This is a genomic window from Pseudomonas sp. BN417 (genome assembly GCF_029871205.1).
Lineage (GTDB): Bacteria > Pseudomonadota > Gammaproteobacteria > Pseudomonadales > Pseudomonadaceae > Metapseudomonas.
The window spans coordinates 108,955-134,816 of the sequence record NZ_SSOJ01000140.1; the positions used below are offsets into that span (position 1 = coordinate 108,955).

Annotated in this window: 25 protein-coding genes; 6 read left to right on the plus strand and 19 right to left on the minus strand. The window is 65.4% G+C overall.

The genetic code is table 11. The annotated features are described in order from the left end of the window. Positions 1 to 57: 57 nt before the first annotated feature. The 3 genes from catA to E8F11_RS19725 are packed head-to-tail and all read right to left on the minus strand — an operon-like array spanning position 58 to position 2,452. The gene (catA, locus tag E8F11_RS19715; protein WP_280290547.1) at positions 58 to 984 is read right to left on the minus strand and encodes a catechol 1,2-dioxygenase; all 927 of its coding nucleotides are present in this window, start codon (positions 982 to 984) and stop codon (positions 58 to 60) included. A 39-nt stretch (positions 985 to 1,023) separates the two neighbouring features. Further along, positions 1,024 to 1,314 (minus strand): muconolactone Delta-isomerase, encoded by a 291-nt coding sequence (catC, locus tag E8F11_RS19720; RefSeq protein WP_280290548.1) that lies wholly within the window; start codon positions 1,312 to 1,314, stop codon positions 1,024 to 1,026. A 16-nt stretch (positions 1,315 to 1,330) separates the two neighbouring features. Continuing rightward, a complete protein-coding gene (locus tag E8F11_RS19725) occupies positions 1,331 to 2,452 on the minus strand; it encodes a muconate cycloisomerase family protein (protein WP_280290549.1) in 1,122 nt (373 codons plus the stop codon). 135 nt (positions 2,453 to 2,587) lie between these two features. Between E8F11_RS19725 and E8F11_RS19730 the strand changes: the two genes are divergently transcribed. Further along, positions 2,588 to 3,472 carry a LysR family transcriptional regulator gene (locus E8F11_RS19730; RefSeq protein ID WP_280290550.1) on the plus strand — a complete coding sequence of 295 codons (885 nt, stop codon included), beginning with the start codon at positions 2,588 to 2,590 and terminating at the stop codon, positions 3,470 to 3,472. Positions 3,473 to 3,668: 196 nt separating this feature from the next. Here E8F11_RS19730 and E8F11_RS19735 read toward each other — a convergent pair whose 3' ends face one another. The 11 genes from E8F11_RS19735 to E8F11_RS19785 form a co-directional block, all read right to left on the minus strand. Next, the gene (locus tag E8F11_RS19735) at positions 3,669 to 4,292 is read right to left on the minus strand and encodes an NIPSNAP family protein (RefSeq protein ID WP_280290551.1); all 624 of its coding nucleotides are present in this window, start codon (positions 4,290 to 4,292) and stop codon (positions 3,669 to 3,671) included. Between the two features lie 51 nt (positions 4,293 to 4,343). Further along, the gene (locus E8F11_RS19740) at positions 4,344 to 5,621 is read right to left on the minus strand and encodes an OprD family porin (RefSeq protein WP_280290552.1); all 1,278 of its coding nucleotides are present in this window, start codon (positions 5,619 to 5,621) and stop codon (positions 4,344 to 4,346) included. Positions 5,622 to 6,022: 401 nt separating this feature from the next. After that, positions 6,023 to 6,523 (minus strand): flavin reductase, encoded by a 501-nt coding sequence (locus tag E8F11_RS19745; RefSeq protein ID WP_280290553.1) that lies wholly within the window; start codon positions 6,521 to 6,523, stop codon positions 6,023 to 6,025. A gap of 18 nt (positions 6,524 to 6,541) precedes the next feature. Further along, complete coding sequence (locus E8F11_RS19750) at positions 6,542 to 7,501, minus strand: PDR/VanB family oxidoreductase (RefSeq protein ID WP_280290555.1); 960 nt, start codon at positions 7,499 to 7,501, stop codon at positions 6,542 to 6,544. 100 nt (positions 7,502 to 7,601) lie between these two features. Continuing rightward, positions 7,602 to 8,342, minus strand: a complete 741-nt coding sequence (locus E8F11_RS19755) for an SDR family NAD(P)-dependent oxidoreductase (RefSeq protein WP_280290556.1) — start codon at positions 8,340 to 8,342, stop codon at positions 7,602 to 7,604. A 10-nt stretch (positions 8,343 to 8,352) separates the two neighbouring features. Beyond that, complete coding sequence (locus E8F11_RS19760; protein ID WP_280290557.1) at positions 8,353 to 8,829, minus strand: aromatic-ring-hydroxylating dioxygenase subunit beta; 477 nt, start codon at positions 8,827 to 8,829, stop codon at positions 8,353 to 8,355. A 93-nt stretch (positions 8,830 to 8,922) separates the two neighbouring features. Beyond that, positions 8,923 to 10,197, minus strand: coding sequence for an aromatic ring-hydroxylating dioxygenase subunit alpha (locus tag E8F11_RS19765; protein WP_280290558.1), 1,275 nt, complete (start codon positions 10,195 to 10,197; stop codon positions 8,923 to 8,925). 43 nt (positions 10,198 to 10,240) lie between these two features. After that, positions 10,241 to 10,756, minus strand: a complete 516-nt coding sequence (locus tag E8F11_RS19770) for a nuclear transport factor 2 family protein (protein ID WP_280290560.1) — start codon at positions 10,754 to 10,756, stop codon at positions 10,241 to 10,243. A 5-nt stretch (positions 10,757 to 10,761) separates the two neighbouring features. Beyond that, entirely contained in the window at positions 10,762 to 11,124 is a 363-nt protein-coding gene (locus E8F11_RS19775) for an IacB protein (RefSeq protein ID WP_271408732.1), read from the minus strand. 27 nt (positions 11,125 to 11,151) lie between these two features. Then, positions 11,152 to 12,324, minus strand: coding sequence for an acyl-CoA dehydrogenase family protein (locus E8F11_RS19780; RefSeq protein ID WP_280290561.1), 1,173 nt, complete (start codon positions 12,322 to 12,324; stop codon positions 11,152 to 11,154). A 24-nt stretch (positions 12,325 to 12,348) separates the two neighbouring features. Then, complete coding sequence (locus E8F11_RS19785) at positions 12,349 to 13,461, minus strand: amidase (RefSeq protein WP_280290581.1); 1,113 nt, start codon at positions 13,459 to 13,461, stop codon at positions 12,349 to 12,351. 730 nt (positions 13,462 to 14,191) lie between these two features. Here E8F11_RS19785 and E8F11_RS19790 point away from each other — a divergent pair. From E8F11_RS19790 to E8F11_RS19810, 5 genes are all read left to right on the plus strand, one after another. Then, the gene (locus E8F11_RS19790) at positions 14,192 to 15,343 is read left to right on the plus strand and encodes an ABC transporter substrate-binding protein (RefSeq protein WP_280290562.1); all 1,152 of its coding nucleotides are present in this window, start codon (positions 14,192 to 14,194) and stop codon (positions 15,341 to 15,343) included. Between the two features lie 191 nt (positions 15,344 to 15,534). Beyond that, a complete protein-coding gene (locus E8F11_RS19795) occupies positions 15,535 to 16,572 on the plus strand; it encodes a branched-chain amino acid ABC transporter permease (protein WP_280290563.1) in 1,038 nt (345 codons plus the stop codon). Next, positions 16,569 to 18,368 carry a branched-chain amino acid ABC transporter ATP-binding protein/permease gene (locus tag E8F11_RS19800; protein ID WP_280290564.1) on the plus strand — a complete coding sequence of 600 codons (1,800 nt, stop codon included), beginning with the start codon at positions 16,569 to 16,571 and terminating at the stop codon, positions 18,366 to 18,368. Before E8F11_RS19795 ends, E8F11_RS19800 begins: the two co-directional genes overlap by 4 nt. After that, positions 18,368 to 19,159, plus strand: coding sequence for an ABC transporter ATP-binding protein (locus tag E8F11_RS19805; RefSeq protein ID WP_280290565.1), 792 nt, complete (start codon positions 18,368 to 18,370; stop codon positions 19,157 to 19,159). The genes E8F11_RS19800 and E8F11_RS19805 overlap by 1 nt, the downstream gene beginning before the upstream one ends. A gap of 137 nt (positions 19,160 to 19,296) precedes the next feature. Beyond that, entirely contained in the window at positions 19,297 to 19,773 is a 477-nt protein-coding gene (locus tag E8F11_RS19810) for a MarR family transcriptional regulator (RefSeq protein WP_280290566.1), read from the plus strand. A 143-nt stretch (positions 19,774 to 19,916) separates the two neighbouring features. Here E8F11_RS19810 and E8F11_RS19815 read toward each other — a convergent pair whose 3' ends face one another. The 5 genes from E8F11_RS19815 to zwf all read right to left on the minus strand — a co-directional run bounded on the left by E8F11_RS19815 (position 19,917) and on the right by zwf (position 25,708). Further along, entirely contained in the window at positions 19,917 to 20,735 is an 819-nt protein-coding gene (locus E8F11_RS19815; protein WP_280290567.1) for a shikimate 5-dehydrogenase, read from the minus strand. A gap of 148 nt (positions 20,736 to 20,883) precedes the next feature. Beyond that, positions 20,884 to 22,509 carry an NADP-dependent glyceraldehyde-3-phosphate dehydrogenase gene (locus tag E8F11_RS19820; protein ID WP_280290568.1) on the minus strand — a complete coding sequence of 542 codons (1,626 nt, stop codon included), beginning with the start codon at positions 22,507 to 22,509 and terminating at the stop codon, positions 20,884 to 20,886. A gap of 323 nt (positions 22,510 to 22,832) precedes the next feature. Beyond that, positions 22,833 to 23,522: a bifunctional 4-hydroxy-2-oxoglutarate aldolase/2-dehydro-3-deoxy-phosphogluconate aldolase gene (locus E8F11_RS19825; RefSeq protein WP_280290569.1), complete on the minus strand. Its 690-nt coding sequence runs from the start codon at positions 23,520 to 23,522 to the stop codon at positions 22,833 to 22,835. A gap of 16 nt (positions 23,523 to 23,538) precedes the next feature. Next, positions 23,539 to 24,252 (minus strand): 6-phosphogluconolactonase, encoded by a 714-nt coding sequence (pgl, locus tag E8F11_RS19830; RefSeq protein WP_280290570.1) that lies wholly within the window; start codon positions 24,250 to 24,252, stop codon positions 23,539 to 23,541. Then, entirely contained in the window at positions 24,239 to 25,708 is a 1,470-nt protein-coding gene (gene zwf / locus E8F11_RS19835; RefSeq protein ID WP_280290571.1) for a glucose-6-phosphate dehydrogenase, read from the minus strand. Before zwf ends, pgl begins: the two co-directional genes overlap by 14 nt. Positions 25,709 to 25,862: the final 154 nt, after the last annotated feature.

A 25,862-nucleotide genomic window follows, 5' to 3' on the forward strand; every position in this document is an offset into this window, starting at 1 on the left:
GCCAAACGGCCGGCTCAAATGGCGGGGGAACCAGCCTCCCCCGCCAAGTCGGGGGACTCAGGCTTCGGCGCGTACGCGGTCGCGGATCACTTCCAGCTCGGGGCTCGGAGCCTTCTGCAGTTGGAAGCTGAACTCGATCTCGGCGAAGCGGCCGTCGACGCCACGAGCCTTGGCCGCGGCGGCGTCCTCGTTGAAGTTGATCTCACCCACCAGACCATCACGGGTGGCGTAGGCGAAGTCGTCCCACAGGTACTCGTCGCCCGACAGGTTGATCTGGGTGGTCAGGTGGCGATAACCCTGCGCGGAGATGAAGAAGTGGATGTGCGCCGGACGGTTGCCGTGGCGGCCCAGCAGGTTCAGCACTTCCTGGGTGGTGCCATCGGGCGGGCAGCCGTAGCCGGACGGCACGATGCTACGGGCGCGGTAGCGGCCTTCGCTATCGGTGATGATGCGACGGCGCAGGTTGTAATCCGACTGGGTGGTGTCGAAGTAGGAGTAGGTGCCCTTGGTGTTGGCGTGCCACAGGTCGACGGTGGCACCAGCGATGGGCTGGCCGTCGGTGTCCAGCACACGACCTTCGAGGAACATCACGGTGCCCGGGTCGGTGCCGTCGTCCATGCGGGTCTCGCCTTCGGAGAGCGGCGCGCCGGCCACGTAGAGCGGGCCTTCGATGGTGCGCGGGGTGCCGCCGGACAGGCCAGCCTGCTCGTCCTGGGCATCCAGCAGCAGGTCGAGGTAGTGCTCCAGGCCCAGGCCAGCGACCAGCAGGCCGGCTTCGCCACGGGCGCCCATGCGGTTGAGGTAGTCCACCGCCTTCCAGAATTCCTCGGTGGTGACTTCCAGGTCTTCGATGATCTTCACGGTGTCGAGCAGGATGCGGTTGACCAGCTTCTTCATGCGCTGGCTGCCCTGGTCGTTGTTGAAGCCGCTGGCTTCCTGGAAGAACTTCTGAACGTTTTCGGTGCTGGACAGTTTGATAGTCATGTCTATTTCCTCATCTTGTTGTTATCGGGCGCGAAGCGATCAGCGATCGTCTTCGTGAATCGACGACGGGTGGCGGCAAAGGCCGTCGACCTCGATATCCATGTAGGGGAACAGTGGCAGCTGCATCAGGGTGTCGTGCAGCTCCTCGACGCTGTCGAGGTCGAACACGCTGTAGTTGGCGTAGTGCCCGGCGATGCGCCACAGGTGGCGCCACTTGCCCTCGCGCTGCAGGCGCTGGGCCAGCTCTTTCTCGTCGGCCTTGAGCTTGGCGGCCTTGGCCGGGTCCATGTCGACCGGAAGCTTCACGGTCATCTTCACGTGGAACAGCATGGGTTGATTCTCCTCCTTACTTGCGGCGGAAGAACGCCAGGCGCTCTTCGTCCAGAGCCAGGCCGAGGCCCGGGGTACGCGGCACGTGAAGCTGGAAGTCACGGTACACCGGCGCTTCGCTGACGATTTCCTCGGTCAGCAGCAGCGGGCCGAACAGCTCGGTATGCCAGGTCAGTTGCTTGAGGGTGACGAAGGCGTGGGCCGACGCCAGGGTGCCAATCGAGCCTTCCAGCATGGTACCGCCGTACAGGGCGATACCGGCCGCCTCGGCGATCTGCGCGGTGCGCAGCACGGCACGCGGGCCGCCGTTCTTGGCGATCTTCAGGGCGAAGATGCTGGCGGCGCCGTCGGCGGCCAGACTGAAGGCGTCCTCGACGCTTTCGATGGATTCGTCGGCCATGATCGGCGCCGGGCTACGCTGGTTCAGGCGTACCTGGCCGGAACGGTTGATGCGCGAGATGGGCTGTTCGATCAGGTCGATACCGTTGTCGCCAAGGATGCGGCAGGCACGCAGGGCCACGGATTCGTCCCAGGCCTGGTTGACGTCGACGCGTACGCTGGCGTGGTCGCCCAGGGCCTTCTTGATGGCGATGACGTGGGCCAGGTCCTTGTTCACCTCGCCGGCGCCGATCTTCAGCTTGAAGATGCGATGGCGGCGGATTTCCAGCATGTGCTCGGCTTCGGCGATGTCCTTGGCGGTGTCGCCGCTGGCCAGGGTCCAGGCGACTTCCAGGCCGTCGCGCACGCGGCCACCGAGCAGCTCGCTGACCGGCAGGCCCAGGCGCTTGCCCTGGGCGTCCAGCAGTGCGCTTTCCAGGCCGGACTTGGCGAAGGTATTACCCTTGGCTGCCTTGTCGAGGCGCAGCATGGCGGCATTGATGTTGGCGGCGTCCTGGCCGATCAGCAGCGGACCGAGGTGGCTGTCGATGTTCTGCTTGATGCTCTCGGGGCTCTCGTTGCCGTACGCCAGGCCACCGATGGTGGTGGACTCGCCGAGGCCCTCGATGCCGTCGGAGCAGCGCAGGCGGATCACCACCAGGGTCTGGTTCTGCATGGTGTGCATGGCCAGCTTGTGCGGGCGGATGGTCGGCAGGTCGACGATGATCGCCTCGACGCTTTCGATCAGGACTTGGCTCAATTCAATACCCATCAGGTTCGTTTCATCTGGTCCCGATAGTGGCCGCGACAAACAACGGGGTCCAATATAGAGTTTGTCTAGCTCGATACCTCACAGGTATCGAAAGTCTGCAACGCCAAACACCCGGGAGACTCCATGGAGCTTCGCCACCTGCGCTACTTCCAGGCGCTTGCCGAAACCCTCAATTTCACCCGCGCCGCGGAACGCCTGCATATCGCCCAGCCGCCGCTGAGCCGGCAGATCCAGCAGCTGGAGGACGAACTGGGCGTGGCCCTGCTTGAGCGTGGCCGGCCCCTGCGTCTGACCGAGGCCGGACGCTTTTTCCACGAGCACTCCAGCACGCTCCTCGAGCAGCTGGCGAAGGTCTGTGACAATACCCGCCGCATTGGTTCGGGGGAGAAAGCCTGGCTGGGCATCGGTTTCGCCCCCTCCACGCTCTACGGCGTGCTGCCCGACCTGATCCGCCGCCTGCGCAGCGATGCGGGCCTGGAACTGGGTCTTTCGGAAATGACCACCCTGCAACAGGTGGACTCGCTCAAGGCCGGGCGTATCGATGTCGGCTTCGGGCGCATCCATATCAACGACCCGGCCATCCAGCAGGAGGTGCTCACCCTCGACCCGCTGGTGGCCGCCCTCCCCGCCGGCCACCCGCTGCTGCCCGGCCCGGTGAGCCTCACGGACCTGGCCCAGGAACCCTTCGTGCTCTATCCCGGCAACCCGCGACCGAGCTATGCCGACCATGTGCTGGCGCTGTTCGCCGCCTACGGCCTGCAGATCGAGGTGGCGCAGTGGACCAACGAACTGCAGACCGCCATCGGCCTGGTGGCCGCCGGCATCGGCATCACCCTGGTGCCCGCCTCGGTGCAGGTGCTGCACCGCGTCGACATCGGCTACGCCACCCTGCAGGAAGCCCAGGCCACCTCCCCCATCATCATCAGCCGCCGGGTGGGCGAGGCTTCACCGGCGCTGACCCACTGCCTGGCACTGATCGAGGAGTTGTCGGAGGGGCGGATTGGCTGAAAAGCGGACACACCCCCCATTCTTGGCACGTTCGTAGGATGGGTCGGGCGGCGATCCGCGAGCCTGCGATACCCATCAATCAGCCCCGCATGGGTTTCGTACCTCAGCGGCCCCCACAGAAAAGCGGTCACCCAATCGAACAAAAAAAGGCCCGCAAAGGAGTGGAACGGGCCGAGGTAAAGCGTGAAAAAAGCCGCTACTGCAACGGCGAAAACTTCGCCGGCAGGTAGACGGTGGAATGCATCTCGCGCAGCTGCGGCCCGGAGTTTTCCGGCGGCCAGACGCCGTCCTCGACGGCCCGCGTGCGCACGTCGAGGCGCCGCTCCAGGCTGGCGTAGGGCCAGATGTGCAGGTAGCGCGGCGTGCGCCCGTCGGTGGCGTAGAAGGCGGCATACACCTGTGAATAAGCGTCACCGGTGCGCGGCCCGACGGCCTTCTTCCAGCCGTCCAGCGTGGGCGTCAGGCCGGACGGGATCAGGTTGTATTCCCGCAGTTCGTAGAAGGGCCCGTGGGCGCCGGGCGCCAGGGGCTCGAGGAAGGGAAAGAGGCTGTAGTTCTCCACCTTCATGTCGAGCATGAATTCCTCGATGCCGAAGGCATCCCGCGCCAGCAGGTAGCGCTCACGCTCGGTCTGGCGCGCATTCTCGTCGCTGAAGCCGCGCAGCACGGCGACCTGGTTCAGCGGACCGATCTCCGAAGCCCAGCAGCCCACCAGGGCGCAGCCCGGCGCCGCTTCGGCCAGAGTCGATTCGAGGCGCGCCAAGGCCGCGGCCGGGGTGCGCACCCGCAGGGTAAAGGTGATGAGTTCGTAGAGTCGCATCGGGTCTCGCTGCCAAAGTGGGCCGGCCGCTGCGGGCCGGCCATGGATGGGTCAGAACTTGAAGGTGTAGGTGGTGATCAGGCGGTTCTCCTGATAATCCGGGCCCGAGGCAGTGCCAGTGCCGAAACGGGTCTTGACGTCGATGTTGCGCCACTCCAAGCCGACGCCCTTGAGCGGTCCGCTCTGCACCACATAGCTGAGGAAGAAGTTGCGTTCGCTCTCGACGTTCTGGTCCAGGGCGTTGTTGCCACGGTCGATGCCGGTGCCGCGCAGGTAGCGGGTCATCAGCTTGAGGCCGGGCACGCCATAGGCGGCGAAGTCGAGGTCGTAGCGCAGCTGCCAGGAACTCTCGTTGGGCTTGATGAAGCCGACGGTGGACCAGTTCACCAGGTAGGGCTGCGGCGCGAACCCGTTCAGCGTCGGGAAGACGCTCTCGCCGAGCATGCGCTGGTAGCCGACGCCGATGGCGTGGGGGCCCTTGCGCAGCGTAGTCATGGCGCCGTAGGAGTGGTTGTCGATATCGCCGTAGAGTGCCCGGCCGTCTTCGCTGTTGTCGAAGTAGCGCAGGTCGGTCTTCAGGCCATAGCCACTGCCCAGATCGGCGGTATGGGTGAGGCCGGCGTAATGCTGCTGGTAGATGTCTTCCAACTGGCCGTAGAAATAGCTGGCGGTCAGCGCAGGGCTGAAAGCGTAGGTGGCGCCACCGAAGTTCAGGCCATCGCTGCGGCGCTTGATGTCCGGCCCGTTGAACAGGTACATCTTCTCGCGACCGGACGATTCGCGGCTGCTGATCTCGGTGAAGCGCCCGGCCGTGAGGGTGAGCTTGTCCACCTCGCGGGATTCCAGCAGGAAGCCGTGGAAGGTGGTGATCAGCTGTCGGGTGTCGTCGTAGAAGGCCACCGGCAGCATCGGGCGGTGCTCGCCCACTTTCAGCTCGGTCTTCGAATAACGCACCTTGCCGGTCAGCGCGGCGCGGCCATATTCATGGGCCTGCTCACCCTTGCTGTCATCGTAGGGAATGATGGTGTCCGGGCCACGGCCACCACCCCCATCGAGGCGAAAGGCATATTGCCCGGAAAGATCGAGCCCGAACTGCAAAGTGCCTTCTGTATATCCGGAGATGGCGCGGAAGTCGAATCCCTGGGTCCAACTTCCGAGACGCGACTTGGGTGCATCATCCTGCTTGAAGTCGCGATCGATATAGAAGTTGCGCAGGCCAAGGCTGATCTGCCGATCCTTCACGAAGTCCGCCTGGGCGGAAATCGGCATGAGCATCCCCATCAGGCCCGCGGCAGCTACACCGCTGGCCAGCCAGCTTTTATGGAACATGGACGTGATCCTTTCTTACATGTGCACGCGAGGCACATTTAGTGGGAGCGGATTAATTGGCAAGAAGTGCAACTTCGGCAGTTAATCCACCTATTGTTTTTATGACCACTTACTGCAAAAAGGTCGTAGCAAGGCCCGCCACCCGAACATGTACGGGCGCCCTCGATTTCTAGTTATGGGTACAGCTTGATAACCGGATGAAATACGACCTCATCCGATATTCCGGATTAGCTCCGAAATTTCTTTCAACACCGTCCGTTGGGCTTCGCGTAGCTCAGCCACAACCTACAAAAGCTCGCCGTAGGAGCCAGCTCGCTGGCGAACACCCCCGCGACGAACTTTCGCGAGCAAGGACTCGGCGCCCCCCTCGCTCCTACAAGAACCCAGCCCACCAACCCGGCTCAGCAAGCCGAGCGGGAGGCATCCCCCAGGCGGTGGTAGGCGCGGTTGAAATACACCAGGCCTTCCTGGCTCTTGCCGTGGCGGATGCCCAGCACTTCGCAATAGAAGATGGTGTGGGAGCCCACTTCATGGGCCTGGGCGATGCGGCAGTCGAAGCTCACCAGGGCGTCGTCGAGCATTGGCGCGCCGCTCTCCAGGGTGTTCCAGCTGGCGCTGGCGAAGCGCTGCTCGGAATCCAGCTCGCGGTTGGCGAACACGGCGGAAATCTCCTTCAGCTCGGCGGTCAGCACGTTCACGCTGAGCACGCCGTTCTGCTTGAAATGACCATTGGCGAACGAAGAGCGGTTCATGCAGACCAGCAGCGTCGGCGGCTGGTCGGTGACGCTGCATACCGCCGAGGCGGTGAAGCCCCAGCGGCCGGCGGCGCCATCGGTGGTGATGACCGAAACGGCGCCGCCCAGCAGCGCCATGGCATTACGGAATCCAGTGGTATCGACCATGGTCTTGCCCCTCTGCTGTCAGATGTCCAGCACCAGTTTTTTCGATTTGGCTCGCGAGCAGCAGACCAGGATCTGGTCGTTGGCGGCCTTCTCTTCATCGGTCAGGTAGACGTCGCGGTGGTCCGGTTCGCCTTCCAGTACATCGCACAGGCAGGTGCCGCAGACGCCCTGCTCGCAGGAAATCTCGATCTTGATGCCGACACCGGCCAGGGCGTCGACGATGCTCTGGCCCTCGGCCACCTGCACGGTCTTGCCGCTGCGCTCAGCCACGACTTCGAAGCTGTCGCCGCTGGCGTCCACTTCCACCTGGAAGTATTCGCGGTGGATGTGGTCCTCGGCGTAGCCGGCCTTGCGGGCCTCACTGATCACCCAGTCCATGAACCCGGCCGGGCCGCAGACGTAGACGTGCACGCCTTCGGCGGGCTGGCCGAGCACGGCGGGCAGGTCGAGTTTCTGCGCGGCGTCTTCGTCATCGAAGTGGGTACGCACGCAAGCGGAGAACTCGGCGCCTTCCAGCTCTTCGAGGAAGGCGGTGCGGCTGCGCGAACGACCGCAGTAGTGCAGCTCGAAGGGGCTGTCCTGGGCCGTCAGCTGGTGGGCCATGGCGATCATCGGGGTAATGCCGATGCCGCCGCCGATGAGGATCGAGCGGTTGGCGCCGGCGGCCAGCGGAAACAGGTTGCGCGGTGCACCGATGGCCACCTCGCTGCCTTCCTGCAGCAGTTCGTGGACCGCCACCGAACCGCCACGGGAGGCCGGATCACGCAGCACGCCCAGGCGGTAGACGGCGGCGTTGGCCGGATCGCCGCACAGGGAGTACTGCCGCACCAGGCCGGGTTTCAGGTGGATGTCCACATGGGCGCCGGCCTCGAACGCCGGCAGGGGTTTGCCCGAAGGATCGGCGAGGTCGAGGATCACCACACCCTCGCCCTGCTCCACCCGCTTGCGGACCACCAGATTCAACACTTGCTCACTCATACCGGCCTTCCCGCACCTTTCGAGGTGCTGATTGTTTTCGTTCGTTGTTACTGGCCGCGCGGCACGCACGCGCGGCGTTGTTTCTTCACATCTGGCTTGGTCAACGCATAAAGAGGCCGCCATTCACATCCCAGGTCGCCCCGGTGGTGAAGTAGGCTTCCGGACGCGCCAGTTGCACGATCAGGTCGCCGAGGAAGTCGGCATCGCCCAGGCGCTTGACCGGGATATTGGCGAGCAGCCCTTCCATGCGCTCCGCCGGCACAGCGGCGCGAACGGCGGGCGACTCGATCGGCCCCGGCGCGATGGCGTTGACGGTGACGCCGCCCGCCGCCAGCTCCTTGGCGAATATCTTGGTCAGGGTGACGATGGCGCCCTTGGACGCGGCGTAGTGCGCGCCGGTGGCGGTGCCGCCGTTCTGCCCGGCCAGGGAGGCCATGTTGACGATCCGCCCGTAGCCGGCCGCCGCCATGTGCGCGCCGAACACCTGGCAGCCGACGAAGACGCTGCGGGTGTTCAGGCTCAGGACGCGGTCGAATTCCTCGGGGCTGATCTGCATCACAGGCGTGGTCATGGTCATGGCGGCGTTGTTCACCGCCACGTGCAGGGCGCCGAAGCGCTCCACCACTGCCGCCAGGGCCGCCTCGAAGTCGGCCTTGCTGGCCACGTCGAGTTTCAGCGCCAGGCTGCGCTGGCCACTCGGGTCGAGCCGGTCGGCGGCGGCCTGGGCACGCCCCAGGGACAGGTCGGTGATCGCCACCGCGTAGCCGGCAGCGAACAGCCGGCCGGCGATGGCGAGGCCCAGCCCCTGGGCGGCTCCGGTTACCAGTGCTACCTGGGTCATGGCGCGGTCCTCAGAGGATGTAGCCGATACCCGCCAGGGTGTCGGTGGAGTTAATGAGCTGGATCAGCTTGCGCTGGATCTTGAAGCACTCGCCTTCGCGCTTGAGCTGGAAGGTGATGTCGGCGGTGTAGTGTTTGAGCACGTCCTTGCGGAACTCGCGCAGGTTCTGTGCGCAGCGCACGGTGACCACGCCGTCTTCCTCACCCAGCACGCGGAAGCGCGACAGGGCGCGTACGGTGCGGGCGCGCGGGCTGGTGGAGATGGACTCGCCGCCGATCAGGCGCTGCACGCGCAGTTGGCGCATGTGGTGATCGTCGTAGGCGTAGTTCAGAGTGTTCTCGAAGTCGGTCTCGTTGGGATCGATCGGGATAATGTAGCTGCCCTTGTCGGTCCACAGGTTCAGCCAGGCGTCGAAGTCGCCGTGGTCGAGCATGTCCGCTTCCTGCCAGATGAAGGCGCTGACGTGGTTGAGCAATTCAAGGTTCATGGTTCGTCTCTCAAATAGTGCGTTGCGTGGCGACGCCATCCTTTTCCCTTCTCCCGCTTGCGGGAGAAGGTGGCGCGAAGCGCCGGATGAGGGCTACACCGACATCATCTTTTTCCACTGCTGATAGGCCGCGCGCATGCCGGTCTCGGCGCTCACGTCGCTGATCAGGCCGTCCTCGCTCTCTTTCTCACCGGGCAGGCCGCGGTTGAGCATGATCCAGAGGTCGGTGCCCGCCTGGGCGCCTTTCTGCACGCGCTCCCAGGCCTCGGAATCGTCCGGGGTGCCGAAGCCCATCGGGCCCTGGAAGTGTTCGTGCAGGCGCAGGCGGTAGCGGTTGGCCACGGCCGGGCCGCCGTCCATGGTGATCACCGCGTGGTGGATCTCGGTCTCGTTCACCGAGACCGGCTGCAGCACACGGAAGAAGGCCATGGAGCAGGCCACGTTGGGGAACAGGTTGAGGTTGAATCCGGAACCGCCGACGGCGCGGACGATGCGGCGCACCTGCTGCTCCTCGATGCCCTCGGCGCGCAGTTCTTCGGCCAGGGCCTCGAAGCGCTCGGGGATCGGCTTGTCCAGGTCGGCTTCCAGGTCCACCAGCTCGGGGATCATCACCATCACGCTGTGGCCATTGCCGAGGTCTTCGACGTAGCCCGGGCCCTTCACGAAGTCGAAGAGTTCCAGGGTCTGCTCGTCCACCGAGGACAGGAACGACTTGTGCACCAACGGGAAGTGGTAGGCGTCGGTAGTGTTTTCCAGCTGGATCTTCCAGTTGCCGGGGAAGCGGAAACGGTGCTCGCCGGAAACCTTCACGCCGTAGCCGGCGCCCTGCTTCATGAACAGGTCGATCCACTTCTTCGCCGGGCCGAGGAAGTCCACCAGCGGCTCGATGTCGTCCTTGAAGGTGGCGAAGATCATGCCGTTGTATTGCTCGACCCGCAGGCTCACCAGGGGCAGCTCGCCCTTGTCCAGGCAGTCGGCGTAGCTTTCCGGGTGCGGCACGCCGCGCAGGCTGCCGTCCAGGGCGTAGCTCCAGCCGTGGTAGGGGCAGACGAAGCTGTTGGTCTTGCCCTTCTTGTGCTCGCAGACGGTGGCGCCACGGTGGCGGCAACGGTTGAGCAGCACGTGCACGTCCTTCTTGCGGTCGCGCACCACGATCACCGGCTGCTTGCCGATGTAGGTGCTCTTGTAGCTGCCGTTATCGGGAATCTCGCTGGCGTGGGCCACCCAGATCCAGGTGCTGTAGAAGACCTTTTCCAGCTCTTCGTCGAAGAGGCGGGCGTCGGTGTAGAGGGAGGTGTGCACGCGGTCGTGCAGCACCAGGTCGGCCGGCGAGCTGGCCAGGTTCACGGTTTCGATCAGGTTGGTCACGATCACTCCTCGTCGGCGCAGGGCACCGACTCACAAAAAAAGGTCATTCGCCGTTCTTGCCCGGCACCGGCAGGTGCGCGTCGTTGTTCCACGCGTCCACCGGGCGGCTGAACAGGTTCTCGGTCTGGAAATGGGCCATGCGCCAGGCGCCCTCCTCCTCGCGGAACTTCACCGTCAGGCGCGCCGCATTGAGGTGCGAGGCGCCGCTGGCGAAGGTCGAGGTCTGCAACATCACCCAGCTGCCGGTCGCTTCGTCACCTTCCACGCGGATCAGCTCCGAGCAGAGGAAGTGCACGTTCAGGGCGAAGTGCGCCGGCTCCACCATGTAGCTGGCGAACATGGCGCGAATCGACTCGCGTCCCTGGTAGCCACCGAAGCTCTTGGCGTACTTGGCGCCCTTGCCTTCCCAGACGGCGTCGGCGGTGAACAGGCCGGCCAGCTCATCCAGGGGCGTACGCGCATCCAGCGCGTCGCACAGCTCCATGTAGCGGTTCATGCAGGCGCGCACGGCGTGTTCGCTTTCCAGTTGGCGCAGGCGTTGCTCAAGGGCTTCGGTCATGGCGGTCACGCGCGCTGGATGATCAGTTCGCGGCCGGTGCGGGCCTCGACCTTGCAGTAGCGCCACAGCTTGTAGGGGGTGTCGCCCACTACGGTGGTGCGGAACAGGTTGCAAGCGGCGTGGACGGTCTCGATGTCCGGCACATCGGCCAGCAGGTAGGTGGTCCAGGGGTAGCCGGTGCTTGGTCCGACCATGCTTTGGTCGTCGTCCATGTTGCCGAACACCTTCACGCCGGGCAGGTCGTGGATGCCGTTCCACATTTCGCTGAAGGCGGCCCAGACCTGGAGCTGCTCCTCGCGCGGGGCGTCGAAGAAGTTCTGGTTGATCCCCATGCAGAAAAGGACGCGCAGGGCTTTTTTCTCGCTCATCACAATCACCGATCAGTCAGTTGGAATTCACAGGTAGCCGGGCAGCGGCTTGTTGCCGAAGAAGATCGCCCCGGCGTTCTGGTAGGTCATGTCGCCCATGAAGGCGTGCTGGGTGATCACCAGGGTGTCGTTGACGAAGCGCGACAGCGGGTTGTCCCGGTAGACGCCTGTCATGCCGGAAAGCATCTGCGCGCTGCGCGCCACTTCGGCGGACACGCGGGTGGCATGGGTGGAAGACAGGCGCAGCAGGTTGGTCTGCTCCACGCTCACCGGGTTGCCGGCCAGCACGGTTTCCCAGGCGCTTTCCATCGCCTCGTAGAACCAGGCACGGGCGGCGCGCAGTTCGGCCTCGGCCTTAGCCATCTGCATCTGCGCCAGGGGGCGATCGGCCAGGGCCGGGGCGCCAGTGACGGAGAAGCGGCCGCTGGCCATGCCGCTGAGGTAGTCGAGCGCGGCGCGGGCAACGCCCAGGCCCACCACCGACAGCACCTGGGTGGCGAAGGACAGCGAGGGGTAGCGGAACATCGGCTCGTCGAGGTTGGCCGGGCCGCCACGGACGAAGGTCCAGTCCTCGGGCACGACCACGCCTTCGATCACCACGTCATGGCTGCCGGTGCCGATCAGGCCGACCACATCCCAGGTCTCCTCGATCTTCACCTTCTCGCGCGGCATCACCGCCAGGCGCGGCAGGCCGACGGTCTCGCCATTCTTCGGACTGATGCCGACGCCAATCAGGGTGGCGCCCATGCAGCCACTGGAGAATTTCCAGCGGCCGTTCACTTCCAGTCCGCCCTCGACAAAGGCAGCCGGCTGCGGCGGGAAGATGCCGCCGGCGAAGACCACATCCGGGCCGTCGGCGTAGAGCTTTTCCAGGGTGGGCAGGGGCAGCGCCGCCAGGTACACCGGGTTCATGCCGAAGCTGGCGACCCAGCCGGCGGAACCGTCGGCGGCGGAGATGTCCTCCACCATCTGGCAGAAGTCCATGGGCGAACGCTGATCGCCACCGAAACGGGTGGGCACCAGGGCGCGATAGACGCCGAGCTCCTTGAAGCGCTCGATCACGTCCTGGGAAATGCATTTCTGCCGGTCGAATTCCTCGCGCCGGGCACGCTCGCGGATGTCGGCGAGCAGCGCCTGGAATCCTTCACTCGCGGTAATCGGGGCGGGTTGCTGGTAATCCAGCTCGCTTAGCGAAGACATGGGGCTCTCCAGGTGTGCTTGTGGTTATTGTTCGAGGCGCCGCACGAGCTCGCGGGCGACTGCCAGCAGCAGTTCGTCCGCGCCCTTGGCGGCTACGAGTTGCAGGCCCACCGGCAGCTTCGAGGCGCCCTCGAAGGGGATGCTCAGCGCCGGGTGGCCAGTGAGGTTGAACGGCCGCACGAAGGCGGTCATACCGATGGCCGCGCGGGTATCGGCGGCCTCCGCCACCAGTGCCGGATAGTCGGGCATGGTCGGCAGGGCGAGGATCGGGTAGTGCGCCAGGGCGGCATCCACCTCGGCGGTGAAGGCGGCGCGGACGGCTTCAGCATCAGCCACGGCGGCGTCGGTTGTGCCGCTGGCGGCCAGCAGTCGGGAGGCGACATCAGCGCCCACCAGTCCGGTTTCCACCAGGTGTCCGCAGGCGTTCCAGGTTTCGCGGTTGATGACGGCGAGGCCGGCCTCATAGGCGGCCTGCATGCCCGGCAGCGGCGCGCTGCACAGTTCGAAATCAGAGGCTTCCAGCACGGCATCGAGGACGGCCCGCACTTGCGGATTGGCCTCCACCGGCACGACGCCGATGCGAATACCACTGACACCGGGCAGCACATCGAAGGAAGGGTCGATGGCGGCCATGGCTTCGATCAGCATGTGGATGCTGGCGGCGAAGGGGCCGACGCAGTCCAGGGAGGTTTCGGCCGGCATCACGCCAGCGCGGCTGACGCGACCGAACGTGGGCTTGAGGCCGAACACACCGCAGCAGGCGGCGGGGATGCGCACCGAACCACCGGTATCGGTGCCCAGGGCAAAATCACAGAGGTCAGCGGCGACGGCCGCGGCCGAGCCACTTGAGGAGCCGCCGGGAATACGGCCGGGATAGCGCGGGTTGTCGGCGGTACCGGTCCAGGCGTTCAGGCCGGTGGTGCCGAAGGCCAGTTCATGCAGGCTGGTCTTGCCGGTGATCCGGCAGCCAGCGTCCAGCAGGGCCTGGACCACGTCGGCGTGGCGGGTGGCGTCCGGCGCTTCTTCCAGGGCGCGACTGGAGGCACGGGTGGGATGGCCGGCGATGTCGATGGTGTCCTTCACCATCACGGTCCTTCCCGCGCCACCCAGCTCCAGCTTCTCGACCACTATCGTCATCTGCATCACCCATCGGCGTTCTTGTTGTTGCTCGGCCTACCCCCTTGTCCGGGGTGCCGATTGCGTAAATCCAGAATCGGAAGAATTACGTGAAATGTCAATTGAATTATCACTGGAAAAGGAGCGTGTAGATTAGGTGCATTTTCACGTAATCAAGCACCAGTTACGTGCAGATCGGTAACAGCATGGAAATTCAAAATCCGCCTGAAACGATCAACTAAATCTTTATATTTCAATAATTTGTATGTTTATTAAGACGTTTTCTCATTTAAATCAAAGGAAACACCACGAATTCAAGTCGGCTCCAGGCGTGCGTTTATCGAACAGAATATTTGCAATTCATTGTGATTTTTAAGGTGTAAAAACATTGATTTTTAAGAGCAAAAAATCATGTTTTTCAGCCCTGAAAACCACCTCAGGAGAGACCACCGGAAGGCCGACCAGCACGGCGTGAATGCGGTTTTTCGGCATAGGCCGACAGGGAGCTCGGAAAGCGCCAAAGGAAGGGCTGCGAGGACGGGCCAATAGCCGCTCATCGGCTCCGCACCGGCATGGCGCAGTTTTTTCTGGCACGGGAGCTGCACTCCAGACTCCCGTCGAGCGGGATACCCGCCGGTAGCGCCAACAGGCGCCAGAACAACAAAAAGGCGGCGGGCGTCCACGCACCAGTTCCTCCGGGAGCATTGCGGACCCTGCCTCTTGAATAGCCTTGCAACCCTCGGAGAACGTCATGCTCTTCAAACAAGCCGTGTCCACCCTGCTCCTCAGCGCCGCCTGCCTGTCCATCGCCCAGGCGGATGTGAAGGTCGGCGTAATCACCTCCTCCACCGGTCCCCTCGCCCTGGTCGGACTTCCGCAGAAGAACTCGACGCCGCTGCTGCCCACCCAGGCCGGCGACCAGAAGGTGACCTACATCCCCCTGGATGACGGCAGCGACCCCACCGCCACCGTCAAGGCGCTGAAGAAGCTGATCAGCGAAGAGAACGTCGACGCCATCATCGGCCCGAGCGGTTCGCCCAACGCCATGGGCGTGATCCAGTTCGCCGCCGAGGCCGGCGTGCCGCTGCTGGCGCCGGTGGGCACCGCCGCCGTGGTCCTGCCGATGAACGAACAGAAGAAGTGGGTGTTCAAGACCACCCAGAACGACGACCTGATCGCCAAGGCCCTGGTGGAAGACATGGGCGCGCGCGGCGTGAAGACCCTGGGCTTCATCGGCACCGCCGACCCCTACGGCGAGAACTGGTCCAAGGTGATGGGCGCCCTGGCTGCCGAGCACGGCATCAAACTGGTGGCCAACGAACGCTTCCAGCGCCAGGACACTTCGGTCACCGGCCAGAGTTTGAAGGTGCTCGCCTCCCGTCCCGACGCCGTGCTGGTGGCCGCGCCGGGCAGCGCCGCGGTGCTGCCGCAGACCACCCTGTTCGACCAGGGCTATCGCGGCCAGATGTACCAGACCCACGGTGCCGCGCTGCCGGACTTCCTCAAGCTCGGCGGCAAGAAGGTGGAAGGCACCATCCTCGCCGCCAGCCTGATGCTGGTGCTCGACCAGATCCCCGACAGCCACCCGTCCAAGCAGGTCGCCGGTGAATACGTGGCGGCCTACGAGAAGCTCAACGGCAGCAAGCCGGCCACCTTCGGCGCCAACACTTTCGACGCCGGCCTGCTGCTGCAGAAGGCCATCCCGCTCGCCGCCGCCAAGGCCCAGCCGGGCACCCCGGAGTTCCGCGCCGCGCTGCGCGATGCGCTGGAGGCCAGCCACGAAGTGCCGGCCACCCAAGGCGTCTACAACATGACCCCGGATGACCACAGCGGCTTCGACGAACGCGGCCGCGAGCTGATCCAGGTGAAGAACGGCACCTGGACCCTGCTCGGCCGCAACTGAGACCTGTGGGGGCGATTTCAATCGCTATGCGGGCCGAAGGTCCGCCCTGCTGATTCCCCAGGGGCAGCTCTGCTGCCCTTGGCGAATGAATTCGCCCCCACAGAAAAGCGCGCCGTAGTTCGTAGGGTGGGCTGAAGCCCTCCCTACGGAGGAACGCCGTGGCCATTCACACCGCAACAAGAGTTCCCACCATGAATTTCCAGATAGCCCTGCTGCTCGGCCAGGACGGCATCACCAACGGCGCGATCTATGCGTTGCTGGCGCTTTCGATCCTGCTGGTCTTCACCGTCACGCGCATCCTGCTGATCCCCCAGGGCGAGTTCGTCACCTATGGCGCGCTGACCATGGCCGCCCTGCAGGCCGGCCAGCCCACCGCCCTGGTCTGGCTGCTGCTCGCCCTGACCCTGACCGACTGCGCCATGGACCTGTATGACGCCACTCGCGCGAGCCGCGGTTTCCGCTTCCCGAAACGGATAGTCGCCAAGCTCGCCTATGCCCTGGCCCTGGTCGGCCTGGTGCGCAGCCTGCCCCTGGCCGAACTGCCCATGGCGATCCAGGCGCTGCTCACCCTGGCCCTGGTGGTGCCGCTGGGACCGCAGCTCTATCGCCTGGTGTTCCAGCCGCTGGCCTCGGCCAGCGCCCTGGTGCTGCTGATCGTCTCCATCGCCGTGCACGTGGCCATGGTGGGCATCGGCCTGCTCATGTTCGGCCCCGAAGGCGCGCGCACCGCGCCTTTCTCCGAGGCCGGCCTGACCCTCGGCCCGGTGACCTTCAACAGCCAGACGCTGTGGGTGATCGCCGTGTCCCTGGGGCTGATCATCGGCCTGTTCCTGTTCTTCGAGCGCAGCCTCTACGGCAAGGCTCTGCGCGCCACCGCGGTGAACCGTCTGGGCGCGCGACTGATGGGCATCTCGCCGACACTGGCGGGCAAGGCCACCTTCGCTCTGGCGACCTTCATCGGAGCGCTGTCGGGCATCCTCATCGCGCCCATCACCACGCTGTACTTCGACTCCGGTTTCGTCATCAGCCTCAAGGGCTTCGTCGGCGCCATCATCGGCGGCCTGGTGAGCTACCCGGTGGCCGCCCTCGGCGCCCTGGGCGTCGGCCTGATCGAGGCCTTCTCGATGTTCTGGGCCAGCACCTACAAGGAGATCATCGTCTTCACGCTGATCATCCCCTTCCTGCTCTGGCGCTCCCTCACCAGCCGTCATGTGGAGGACGATGAATGAAACCGCGCTACCTGATCCTCGCCCTGGTGGCCATGCTCGGCGCCGCGCCGCTGGTGCTGCCGCCCTACTACGTCACCCTGCTGAACTACATCGGCCTCTACACCCTGGTGGTACTCGGCCTGGTGCTGCTCACCGGCGTCGGCGGCATGACCAGCTTCGGCCAGGCCGCCTTCGTCGGCCTCGGCGCCTACACCAGCGCCTACCTCGCCACCGTGCAGGACCTGCCCGGCTGGCTGGCCTGGGCCAGTGCCTCGCCCTGGCTGACCCTGCTGGTGGGCCTGGTGCTCACCGGCATGGTCGCGTTGTTGCTGGGCGCACTGACGCTGAAGCTCTCCGGCCACTACCTGCCGCTCGGCACCATCGCCTGGGGCCTGTCGCTCTACTACCTGTTCGGCACCCTGGAATCCCTCGGCGGCCACACCGGCGTCGGCGGCCTGCCGTCGATCTCGCTGCTGGGCTGGCAGCTGGATAAGGGCGAGAAGATCTACTACCTGATCTGGGCCGTGCTGCTGGGCGCCATGCTGGTCACCCAGAGCCTCCTCGACTCCCGCGAGGGCCGCGCCATCCGCGCACTCAAGGGCGGCCAGCTGATGGCCGAGTCCATGGGCGTGAACACCTTCCGCTCCAAGCTGGTGATCTTCCTCATCTCCGCCCTGTTCGCCGCCCTCTCCGGCTGGCTCTACGCCCACACCCAGCGCTTCGTGAACCCCACCCCGTTCGGCCTGCACATGGGCATCGACTACCTGTTCATGGCGCTGATCGGCGGCGTGGCCAGCGTCTGGGGCGCACTGCTCGGCGCCGGCGTGCTGACCATGGTCAAGCAGTGGCTGCAGGACCTGCTGCCGCAGCTGCTGGGCAGCACCGGCAACTACGAGGTGATCGTCTTCGGCCTGATCATCATCCTGCTGATGCAACGTGCGCCGGGCGGTCTCTGGCCGCTGCTGGTGCGCCTGGTGCCGGAGAGCTGGAAGCCGCGCAAGGCCGCCAAGGCCGTTGGCGACGCCGCCGAACTGCCGCGCCGCGAACTCCCCAAGGCCGGCGAGGTGCTGCTGGAAGCGCGCAACGTGACCCGTCGTTTCGGCGGCCTGGTGGCCAACAACGACATGAACCTGGAAGTACGCGCCGGGGAAATCCTCGCCCTGATCGGCCCCAACGGCGCCGGCAAGAGCACCCTGTTCAACCAGCTCTCCGGGGTGGATACCCCCACCTCGGGCGAGGTGCTGTTCCGTGGCCAGCGCATCAACGGCATCCCTTCCCGCGCCATCGCCCGCATGGGCATGAGCCGCACCTTCCAGCACGTGAAACTGCTGCCGGAAATGAGTGTGCTGGAGAACGTCGCCATCGGCGCCCACCTGCGTGGCGGCAAGGGCGTGCTCGCCGCCGCCCTGCGCCTGGACCGCGCCGAGGAAGCCGAGCTGCTCAATGAGGCGAGCCACCAGTTGGAACGCGTCGGCCTGGGCGACTATCTCCATGCCGAGGCCGGCAGCCTGGCCCTGGGTCAGCAACGCATTCTCGAGATCGCCCGCGCCCTCTGCGCCAACCCTTGCCTGCTGCTGCTCGACGAGCCGGCCGCCGGCCTGCGCCACAAGGAGAAGGAGGCCCTCGGCATCCTGCTCAGCCGCCTGCGCAGCGAAGGCATGGCGATCCTCCTGGTGGAGCACGACATGGACTTCGTGATGGGCCTGGTGGACCGGGTCGTGGTGATGGAATTCGGCCAGCGCATCGCCCACGGGCTGCCGTCCGAGGTGCAGAAAAACCCGGCAGTGCTGGAAGCCTATCTCGGAGGAACTGAGTGATGAACATGCCGATGCAAGACCGGAAGCAACCGGAGAACCGGGTGGCCAACGCGGTGCTGGAAGTCAGCGACCTCTCCGTCGCCTATGGCAAGGTGGAAGCCCTGTCCAATGCCAGCCTTACTGTCGGCCAGGGGCAGATCGTCACCGTGATCGGCCCCAACGGCGCCGGCAAGACCACCCTGCTCTCGGCCATCATGGGCGTGCTCGGCTCCCGTGGCCGGGTGGCCTTCGACGGCAGCCTGGAGGCGGTGCCGGAAGTGGAAGTGATGGTGTCGCGCGGCCTCGGTCTGGTGCCGGAGAAGCGCGAGCTGTTCGGCAGCATGACGGTGGCCGACAACCTGCTGCTGGGTGCCTTCCAGCGCCACCGCAGCGGCAAGCGCGACCACGGCCAGACGCTGAAGGAGGTCTATGACCTCTTCCCGCGCCTGTGGGAGCGCCGCGACCAGTTGGCCGCCACCCTCTCCGGCGGCGAACGGCAGATGCTCGCCGTGGGCCGCGCGCTGATGGCCAAGCCCAAGCTGCTGATGCTCGACGAGCCCAGCCTGGGCCTGGCGCCGCTGATCACCCGCGAGATCTTCCGCATCATCACCACCCTGCGCCAGCAGGGGGTGTCGATCCTGCTGGTGGAGCAGAACGCCCGCGCCGCCCTGCGCGTGGCCGACTACGCCTACGTGCTGGAGACCGGCCAGATCGCCATGCAGGGCCCCGCCGCGCAGTTGGCCGATGACCCTCGCGTGATCGAGGCCTACCTGGGCCTGGCCAGCAAACACCAGGAGATGCTCGCCAGTTGACCACCCGGCCCGGCCGCGAGGCCGGGCCAGCCACCGGGGCTGACCGAGGTCAAGGCGAAGCCACTTGACTGTCGACAGGTTCGACGCAACCCCCTATAACTCTCCCCCTGTCAGCAGGAACCTATGCCGCCTTTCGCATGAGCACCCCGAAGAAGCGCCTCAACCGTTACAACCCCGCCAGTGACGACTTCAAGAAGGAGGAGTTCCCCTTCTACTGGATCGCCCGCGTCTATGGCCGCTACAACATGGCCATGGAAAAGACCCTGAAGAAGATCGACCTGGACATCCCGCGCTGGCGCATCCTGTTCATCCTCAAGGAGAACGGCCAGTCGAGCATCTCGGAAATCTCCGAGCACGCCATCGCCAAGCTCTCCACCGTCACCAAGATCGTCTACCGCATGAAGGACGACGGCCTGGTGGACACCGCCCCCTGCAGTAACGACGGCCGCGTGACCCAGGTGTCCATCACCGAGAAGGGCCGGCGCATGGTCGAAGAGATCCAGGTCAACACCGCGCACATCTTCACCAACAGCTTCAAGGACCTGAGCGAAGCCCAGATCGCCAAGCTCAACGGCACCCTGGAGAAGATCTACGCGAATTTGCCGGAGGATTGAGCCGGCCTGTACCCGCCCTGCCCTCCCTTGTGGGGGCGAATTCATTCGCTATGCAGACCAAAGGTCTGCCCTTCGTACCAGACTTGGGGGCACTGCGTGCCCCTTAGCGATTGAAATCGCCCCCACAGGATTTCGCCACCCGCCTACCCTCGTGCGTACGCCGCCGCCCTTTCGATCAGCTCCGCCTCCGGCCGCACGCCGGTGTAGAGCACGAACTGCTCCACCGCCTGCAACACGATGACCTCGGCGCCGGTAATCACCGGCTTGCCCAGTTCGCGGGCGAGAAGGATCAGCGGGGTTTCCACCGGCAAGGCCACGACATCGAAAATCCACTGCGCCGCTTCCACCTGCTCGCGGCTGAAGGCCAGGGTGTCGGCCTCCGGGCCTCCTTCCATGCCCAGCGGGGTGACGTTGACCAGCATCTGCGGCCTGGTATCGCCCAGTTCCGCCAGCCATTCATAGCCACAGCCCGCCGCCAGCGCCGGGCCGGTTTCCGGGTTGCGGGCGAGGATGCCACCGTGGCGATAACCGCTGTCGCGAAACGCACTGGCCACGGCCTTGGCCATGCCACCGCTGCCGCGCAGGGCGAAGCGGATGTCCTTGGGCACCGCACGGCTTTCGAGGAGGCTGGCCACGGCGCTGTAGTCGGTGTTGTAGCCCTTCAGCCAGCCGTCGTCGGCGACTATGGTGTTCACCGACTGGATGGCCGAGGCGGAGGCGTCCAGCTCGTCCAGCAGCGGGATGCAGGCTTCCTTGAACGGCATCGACACCGCCGAGCCGCGGATGCCAAGGGCACGGATGCCGCCGATGGCCGCTGGCAGATCGCGGGTGGTGAAGGCCTTGTAGATGAAGTCCAGGTCCAGGGCTTCATAGAGGTAGTTCTGAAAGCGCGTGCCGAAGTTGCCGGGGCGACCGGACAGCGACATGCAGAGCCGGGTGTCCCGGCTGATGGGGCGGGGCATGGAATCTCCGTTTGGCGACGGGGCTGTGGCTTTTCTGTGGGGGCGAATTTATTCGCTAAGGGGCACGAAGTGCCCCCAAGGGCAGACCTGCGGTCTGCATAGCGAATGAATTCGCCCCCACAAGGAAAGGGGAAGCCTGTGCGGGTCCTCAGAAAATGTAATCCGTGGTCAGGAAGTTCGACTCGCGGTTGCGGATGATCTCGCTGACCAGTTCCTTGTTGTCCGCCTGGAATTTCGTCGCTACCAGGGTGCGGATGGAGAACACGCGCAGGGCGTCATGTACCGACAGCGTGCCCTCGGCGGAGTTCTTCCGGCCGTTGAAGGGGAAGGTGTCCGGGCCACGCTGACACTGGGCATTGATATTGATGCGGCCCACCTGGTTGGCGAAGGCGTCCACCAGGCGGCCGACCTGGGCCGGGTCGTTGCCGAACAGGCTGAGCTGCTGGCCGTAGTCGGAATGGAGGACGTAGTCGATCACCTCCTCAAGCTCGCGGTAAGGCACCACCGGGATCAGCGGGCCGAACTGCTCTTCGTTGTACAGGCGCATGTCCCGGCTCACCGGGCTCAGCACAGCGGGATAGAAAAAGCTCTGCCGGTGGCTGCCGCCGCCCGGGTTGACCACCTTGGCGCCCTTGGCCACGGCATCCGCCAGCAGAGTGTTGAGGTAGTCGACCTTGCCCGGCTCGGGCAGCGGGGTCAGGGCCACACCATCGACCCAGGGCATGCCGGGCTTGAGCGCGGCGAGCTTGGCGCAGAACTTGTCGAGGAAGGGCTCGAGCACATCCTCGTGCACGAAGAGGATCTTCAGCGCGGTGCAGCGCTGGCCGTTGAAGGACAGCGCGCCAGTGATGGCTTCGCTCACCGCGTTGTCCAGGTCCACCCTGGACAGGACGATGCCCGGGTTCTTCGCATCCAGGCCCAGGGCCGCGCGCAAGCGGTGCGGGCGCGGGTGCAGTTTCTTCAGGTCGCTGGCGCCGGAGTGAGTGCCGATGAAGGCGAACACATCCACCTTGCCGCTGGCCATCAGCGCACTGACGGTGTCGCGGCCACGACCGTAGATGATGTTGATGACGCCCGGCGGGAAGCTGTCGCGGAAGGCCTCCAGCAGCGGGCGGATCAGCAGCACGCCGAACTTGGCCGGCTTGAACACCACGGTGTTGCCCATGATCAGCGCCGGGATCAGGGTGGTGAAGGTCTCGTTCAGCGGGTAGTTGTAGGGGCCCATGCACAGGGCCACGCCCAGCGGCACCCGGCGGATCTGGCCGAGGGTGCCCTGCTCCAGCTCGAAACGACTGGAACGGCGGTCCAGCTCCTTGAGCGCCTCGATGGTGTCGACCATGTAGTCGCAGGTGCGGTCGAACTCCTTCTCGGAATCCTTGAGGTTCTTGCCGATTTCCCACATCAGCAGCTTGACCACCGCCTCGCGCTGCTCGCGCATGCGCGCCAGGAATTTCTCCACATGCTGGATGCGCTCGGCCACGCGCATCGTCGGCCAGAGCCCCTGGCCGTGGTCGTAGGCCGCTACCGCCGAGTCAAGCGCAGCCAGCGCGGCGTCGGCGTCCAGCAGCGGCGTGCTGCCCAGTACCACCTGCTCATCGCCCTTGTCGCCGGCCAGGAAGATCGGGCTGCGTACCGCGGCCAGAGGGCCATCCCAGCGCAGCAGCTCGCCGTTCACCAGGTATTCGCGCTGCTCGATGGGCGCGCCGGGGCGATAGCGCTCGGGGATTTCGGCAGCAGTGGGGAACAGCGCATCGAGATTCTTGTTGTCGGTCATTGCTCATCCCTCGGAAACGGACGGGTGAAGGTGAAGTCAGGTTTTAACGTGGTTTTTTCGTTTGGTAAATCGTTTCAGCAAACCGTTTGGCGGAATCCCCTGCAGGGGATCGAAAGGGATTGGATCGGTAGCCCGGATGAAATCCGGGGGCATTGGTAGTCCGCTCCCGGATTGCATCCGGGCTACAGAACTGTGGGGGCGAATTCATTCGCTTAGCAGGCCGAAGGGCTGCCCTTCAAACTCCCCCGGGGGGGGGGGGCACTGCGTGCCCCTCAGCGAATGAATTCGCCCCCACAAAAAAGCAAGCAGCGCCTTCGCCGGGCTCAGCCCAGCAGCGCCAGCGCCTCGGCGGAACATTCCTCGATCCGCTGCCAATCGCCGTTGCGGATCCACTCCTTGTCCATCATCCAGGTGCCGCCCACGCACATCACGTTGGCCAGGGCCATGTAGTCGCGCAGGTTGCCGGGGTTGACCCCGCCGGTGGGGCAGAAGCGGATGCCGGGGAAGGGTCCGCCGAAGGCCTTGAGGGCCTTGATGCCGCCGCAGATCTCCGCCGGGAACAGCTTGAAGCGCCGGTAGCCCAGGGCGTAGCCGAGCATGATCTCGGAAGCGCTGCTGATGCCGGGTAACAGCGGCAGCGGGCTGTAGACGCCGGCGCGCAGCAGTTCGGCGGTGCAGCCGGGGGTGACGATGAACTGCGAGCCGGCGGCTTCGGCCTCGGCCAGCATCAGCTCGTCGAGCACGGTGCCGGCGCCGACGCACAGCTCCGGGCGCTGCTCGCGCAAGGTGCGGATGGCGGCCAGGCCGTGTTCCGAGCGCAGGGTGATTTCCAGGGTGCGCAGGCCGCCGGCGGCCAGGGCATCGGCCAGCGGCAGGACGTCCTGCTCGCGCTCGATGGTGATCACCGGGAGGATGCGCGCGGCGCCACAGAGAATATCGATCAGGGCGGCCTTGTCGGCCATGCTCGGCGGGGCGTCGCGACTGGTGGCCCGGTTGCTGGGGAGACTGGTCATATACGGTCCTTCGGGCTCAGGGGCACCAGTGGATTTCCAGGGGTCGATGGAGGAAGGCGCGGATCGGCATCGCCGCCACGTCGTCCCCGGCCAGGGCGTCGGCCAGGGTCGCCAGCTTGGCCTGGCCCTGCACGGCCAGCAGGGTCAGCTGGGCGCTGGCCAACAGCGGCAAGGTCAGGGTCAGGCGCTGATGCGGCACGCTGGGCGCCAGCATCGGCAGGCAGCGCTGCGGGCAATCGGCGCCCAGGGCCTCACGCAGGTTCGGGCTGCCGGGGAAGAGCGAGGCAGTGTGGCCATCCTCGCCCATGCCCAACACCAGCACATCGATGGGCGCCAGCTCGGCCAGCGCCGCAGCGGCCAGGCGGGCCGACTCTTCCACGCTCGGGGCGCTCTGGTAGAGGCCGAAGAAGCGCGCCCTGGCGGCTTCCCCTTGCAGCAGGTGGCGGCGCACCAGGCCCTCATTGCTGTCCGGATGGCTGACCGGCACCCAGCGCTCGTCAGCCAGGCTGACGGTCACTTTCGACCAGTCGAGAACCTGGCTGGACAGCCGCTCGAAAAAGGCCACCGGGCTGCGCCCGCCGGACACCACCAACACAGCCGAGCCGCGGGAATCGAGGGCCGCGCGCAGGGCGTTGGCCACGGTGATGGCCAATTCACCGGCCAGTTGTTCGGGGCTGCCGAGGGCGAGCCCGGTGACCTGCCGCGGCAGGTCGAGATTACAGATCGCCATACCAGCTCCTGCCATCACGGGTGATCAATGCAATGGAGGCCACTGGCCCCCAGGTTCCTGCCGCATAGGGCTTGGGCGCGGCGCCCTGCTGCCGCCAGCCGGCGATCAGCTGGTCGCACCACTTCCAGGCGTACTCGATCTCATCCTTGCGCACGAAGAGGTTCTGGTTGCCCTTCATCACTTCCAGCAGCAGCCGCTCGTAGGCATCCGGAATCCGCACGCTGCGGTAGGTGTCGGAGAAGCTCAGCTGCAGCGGGCCACTGCGCAGCTGCATGCCCTTGTCCAGGCCCTGGTCCTTGGTCATCACCTGCAGGGAAATACCCTCGTCCGGTTGCAGGCGGATGATCAGCCGGTTGCTGATCAGCGGCCGCTGCTCGGGGGCGAAGATGTAGTGCGGCGGTTCCTTGAAGTGTATGACGATCTGCGAAAGCTTCTGCGGCATGCGCTTGCCGGTACGCAGGTAGAAGGGCACACCGGACCAGCGCCAGTTGCGGATCTCCGCGCGCAGGGCGACGAAGGTCTCGGTGTCGCTGTGAGTGTTGGCGTTGTCCTCCTCCAGGTAGCCGGGCACCGACTTGCCGAGGATGCTCCCCGCCACGTACTGGCCACGCACCACCTGCTGGCCGAGCTGCTCAACACCGATCGGCGCCAGGGCTTTGAGCACCTTCACCTTCTCGTCACGGATGCTGTCGGCGGAGAGGTCGCTGGGCGGGTCCATGGCGATCAGGCAGAGCAGCTGCAGGAGGTGGTTCTGGATCATGTCGCGCAGCTGGCCGGCCTCGTCGAAGTAGCCCCAGCGACCCTCGATGCCCACCTGCTCGGCCACGGTGATTTCCACGTGGGAGATGTGGTGCTGGTTCCACTGGGTCTCGAACAGGCTGTTGGCGAAGCGCAGGGCGATCAGGTTCTGCACCGTCTCCTTGCCCAGGTAGTGGTCGATCCGGTAGGTGCGGTCCTCCGGGAAATGCGCCGCCACGGCGTTGTTCACCACCCGCGACGATTCCAGGTCATGACCGATGGGCTTCTCCAGCACCACGCGGGTGCGTTCGGCGAGCCCGGTGGCGGCCAGGCCGGCGCAGATGGCGCCATAGACCGAGGCGGGAGTGGCGAAATAGGCAATCAGCTGGGAAGCCGGACCGATGCGGTCGGCCAGGGCCGGATAGGCATCGGCGTCGAAGAAGTTCATGGCCAGGTAGTCGAGGCGCGTCAGAAAGCGCTGCACGGCTTCCTCCTCCACCTCCTTGGCCGGCACATGGCGGCGCAGGTGTTCGCCGATGGCGTCCAGGCGGGCCGCGGGGTCGCCGTCCTCGCGCGCCAGGGCGAGGATGCGCGTTTCGGCGGGCAGCAGACCGGCACGATCCAGTTGGTAGAGCGCCGGGAACAGCTTGCGCAGCGCCAGGTCGCCAAGGGCCCCGAACAGGGCCAACGTGCAGGGTTCGACAAGTTGTGAGGCCATGATATTTGTTCTTCCTTCAAACATGAGCTTATGAATACACCCAAAGGAGCGGCTCATCAAGACAAAATGTAGTAATAAAACTACATTTACCCATATCCCAGATTCCGGTGGCTCACCCCTGATACGATAGGCCACCGATTGCAGGCCCCTTCCC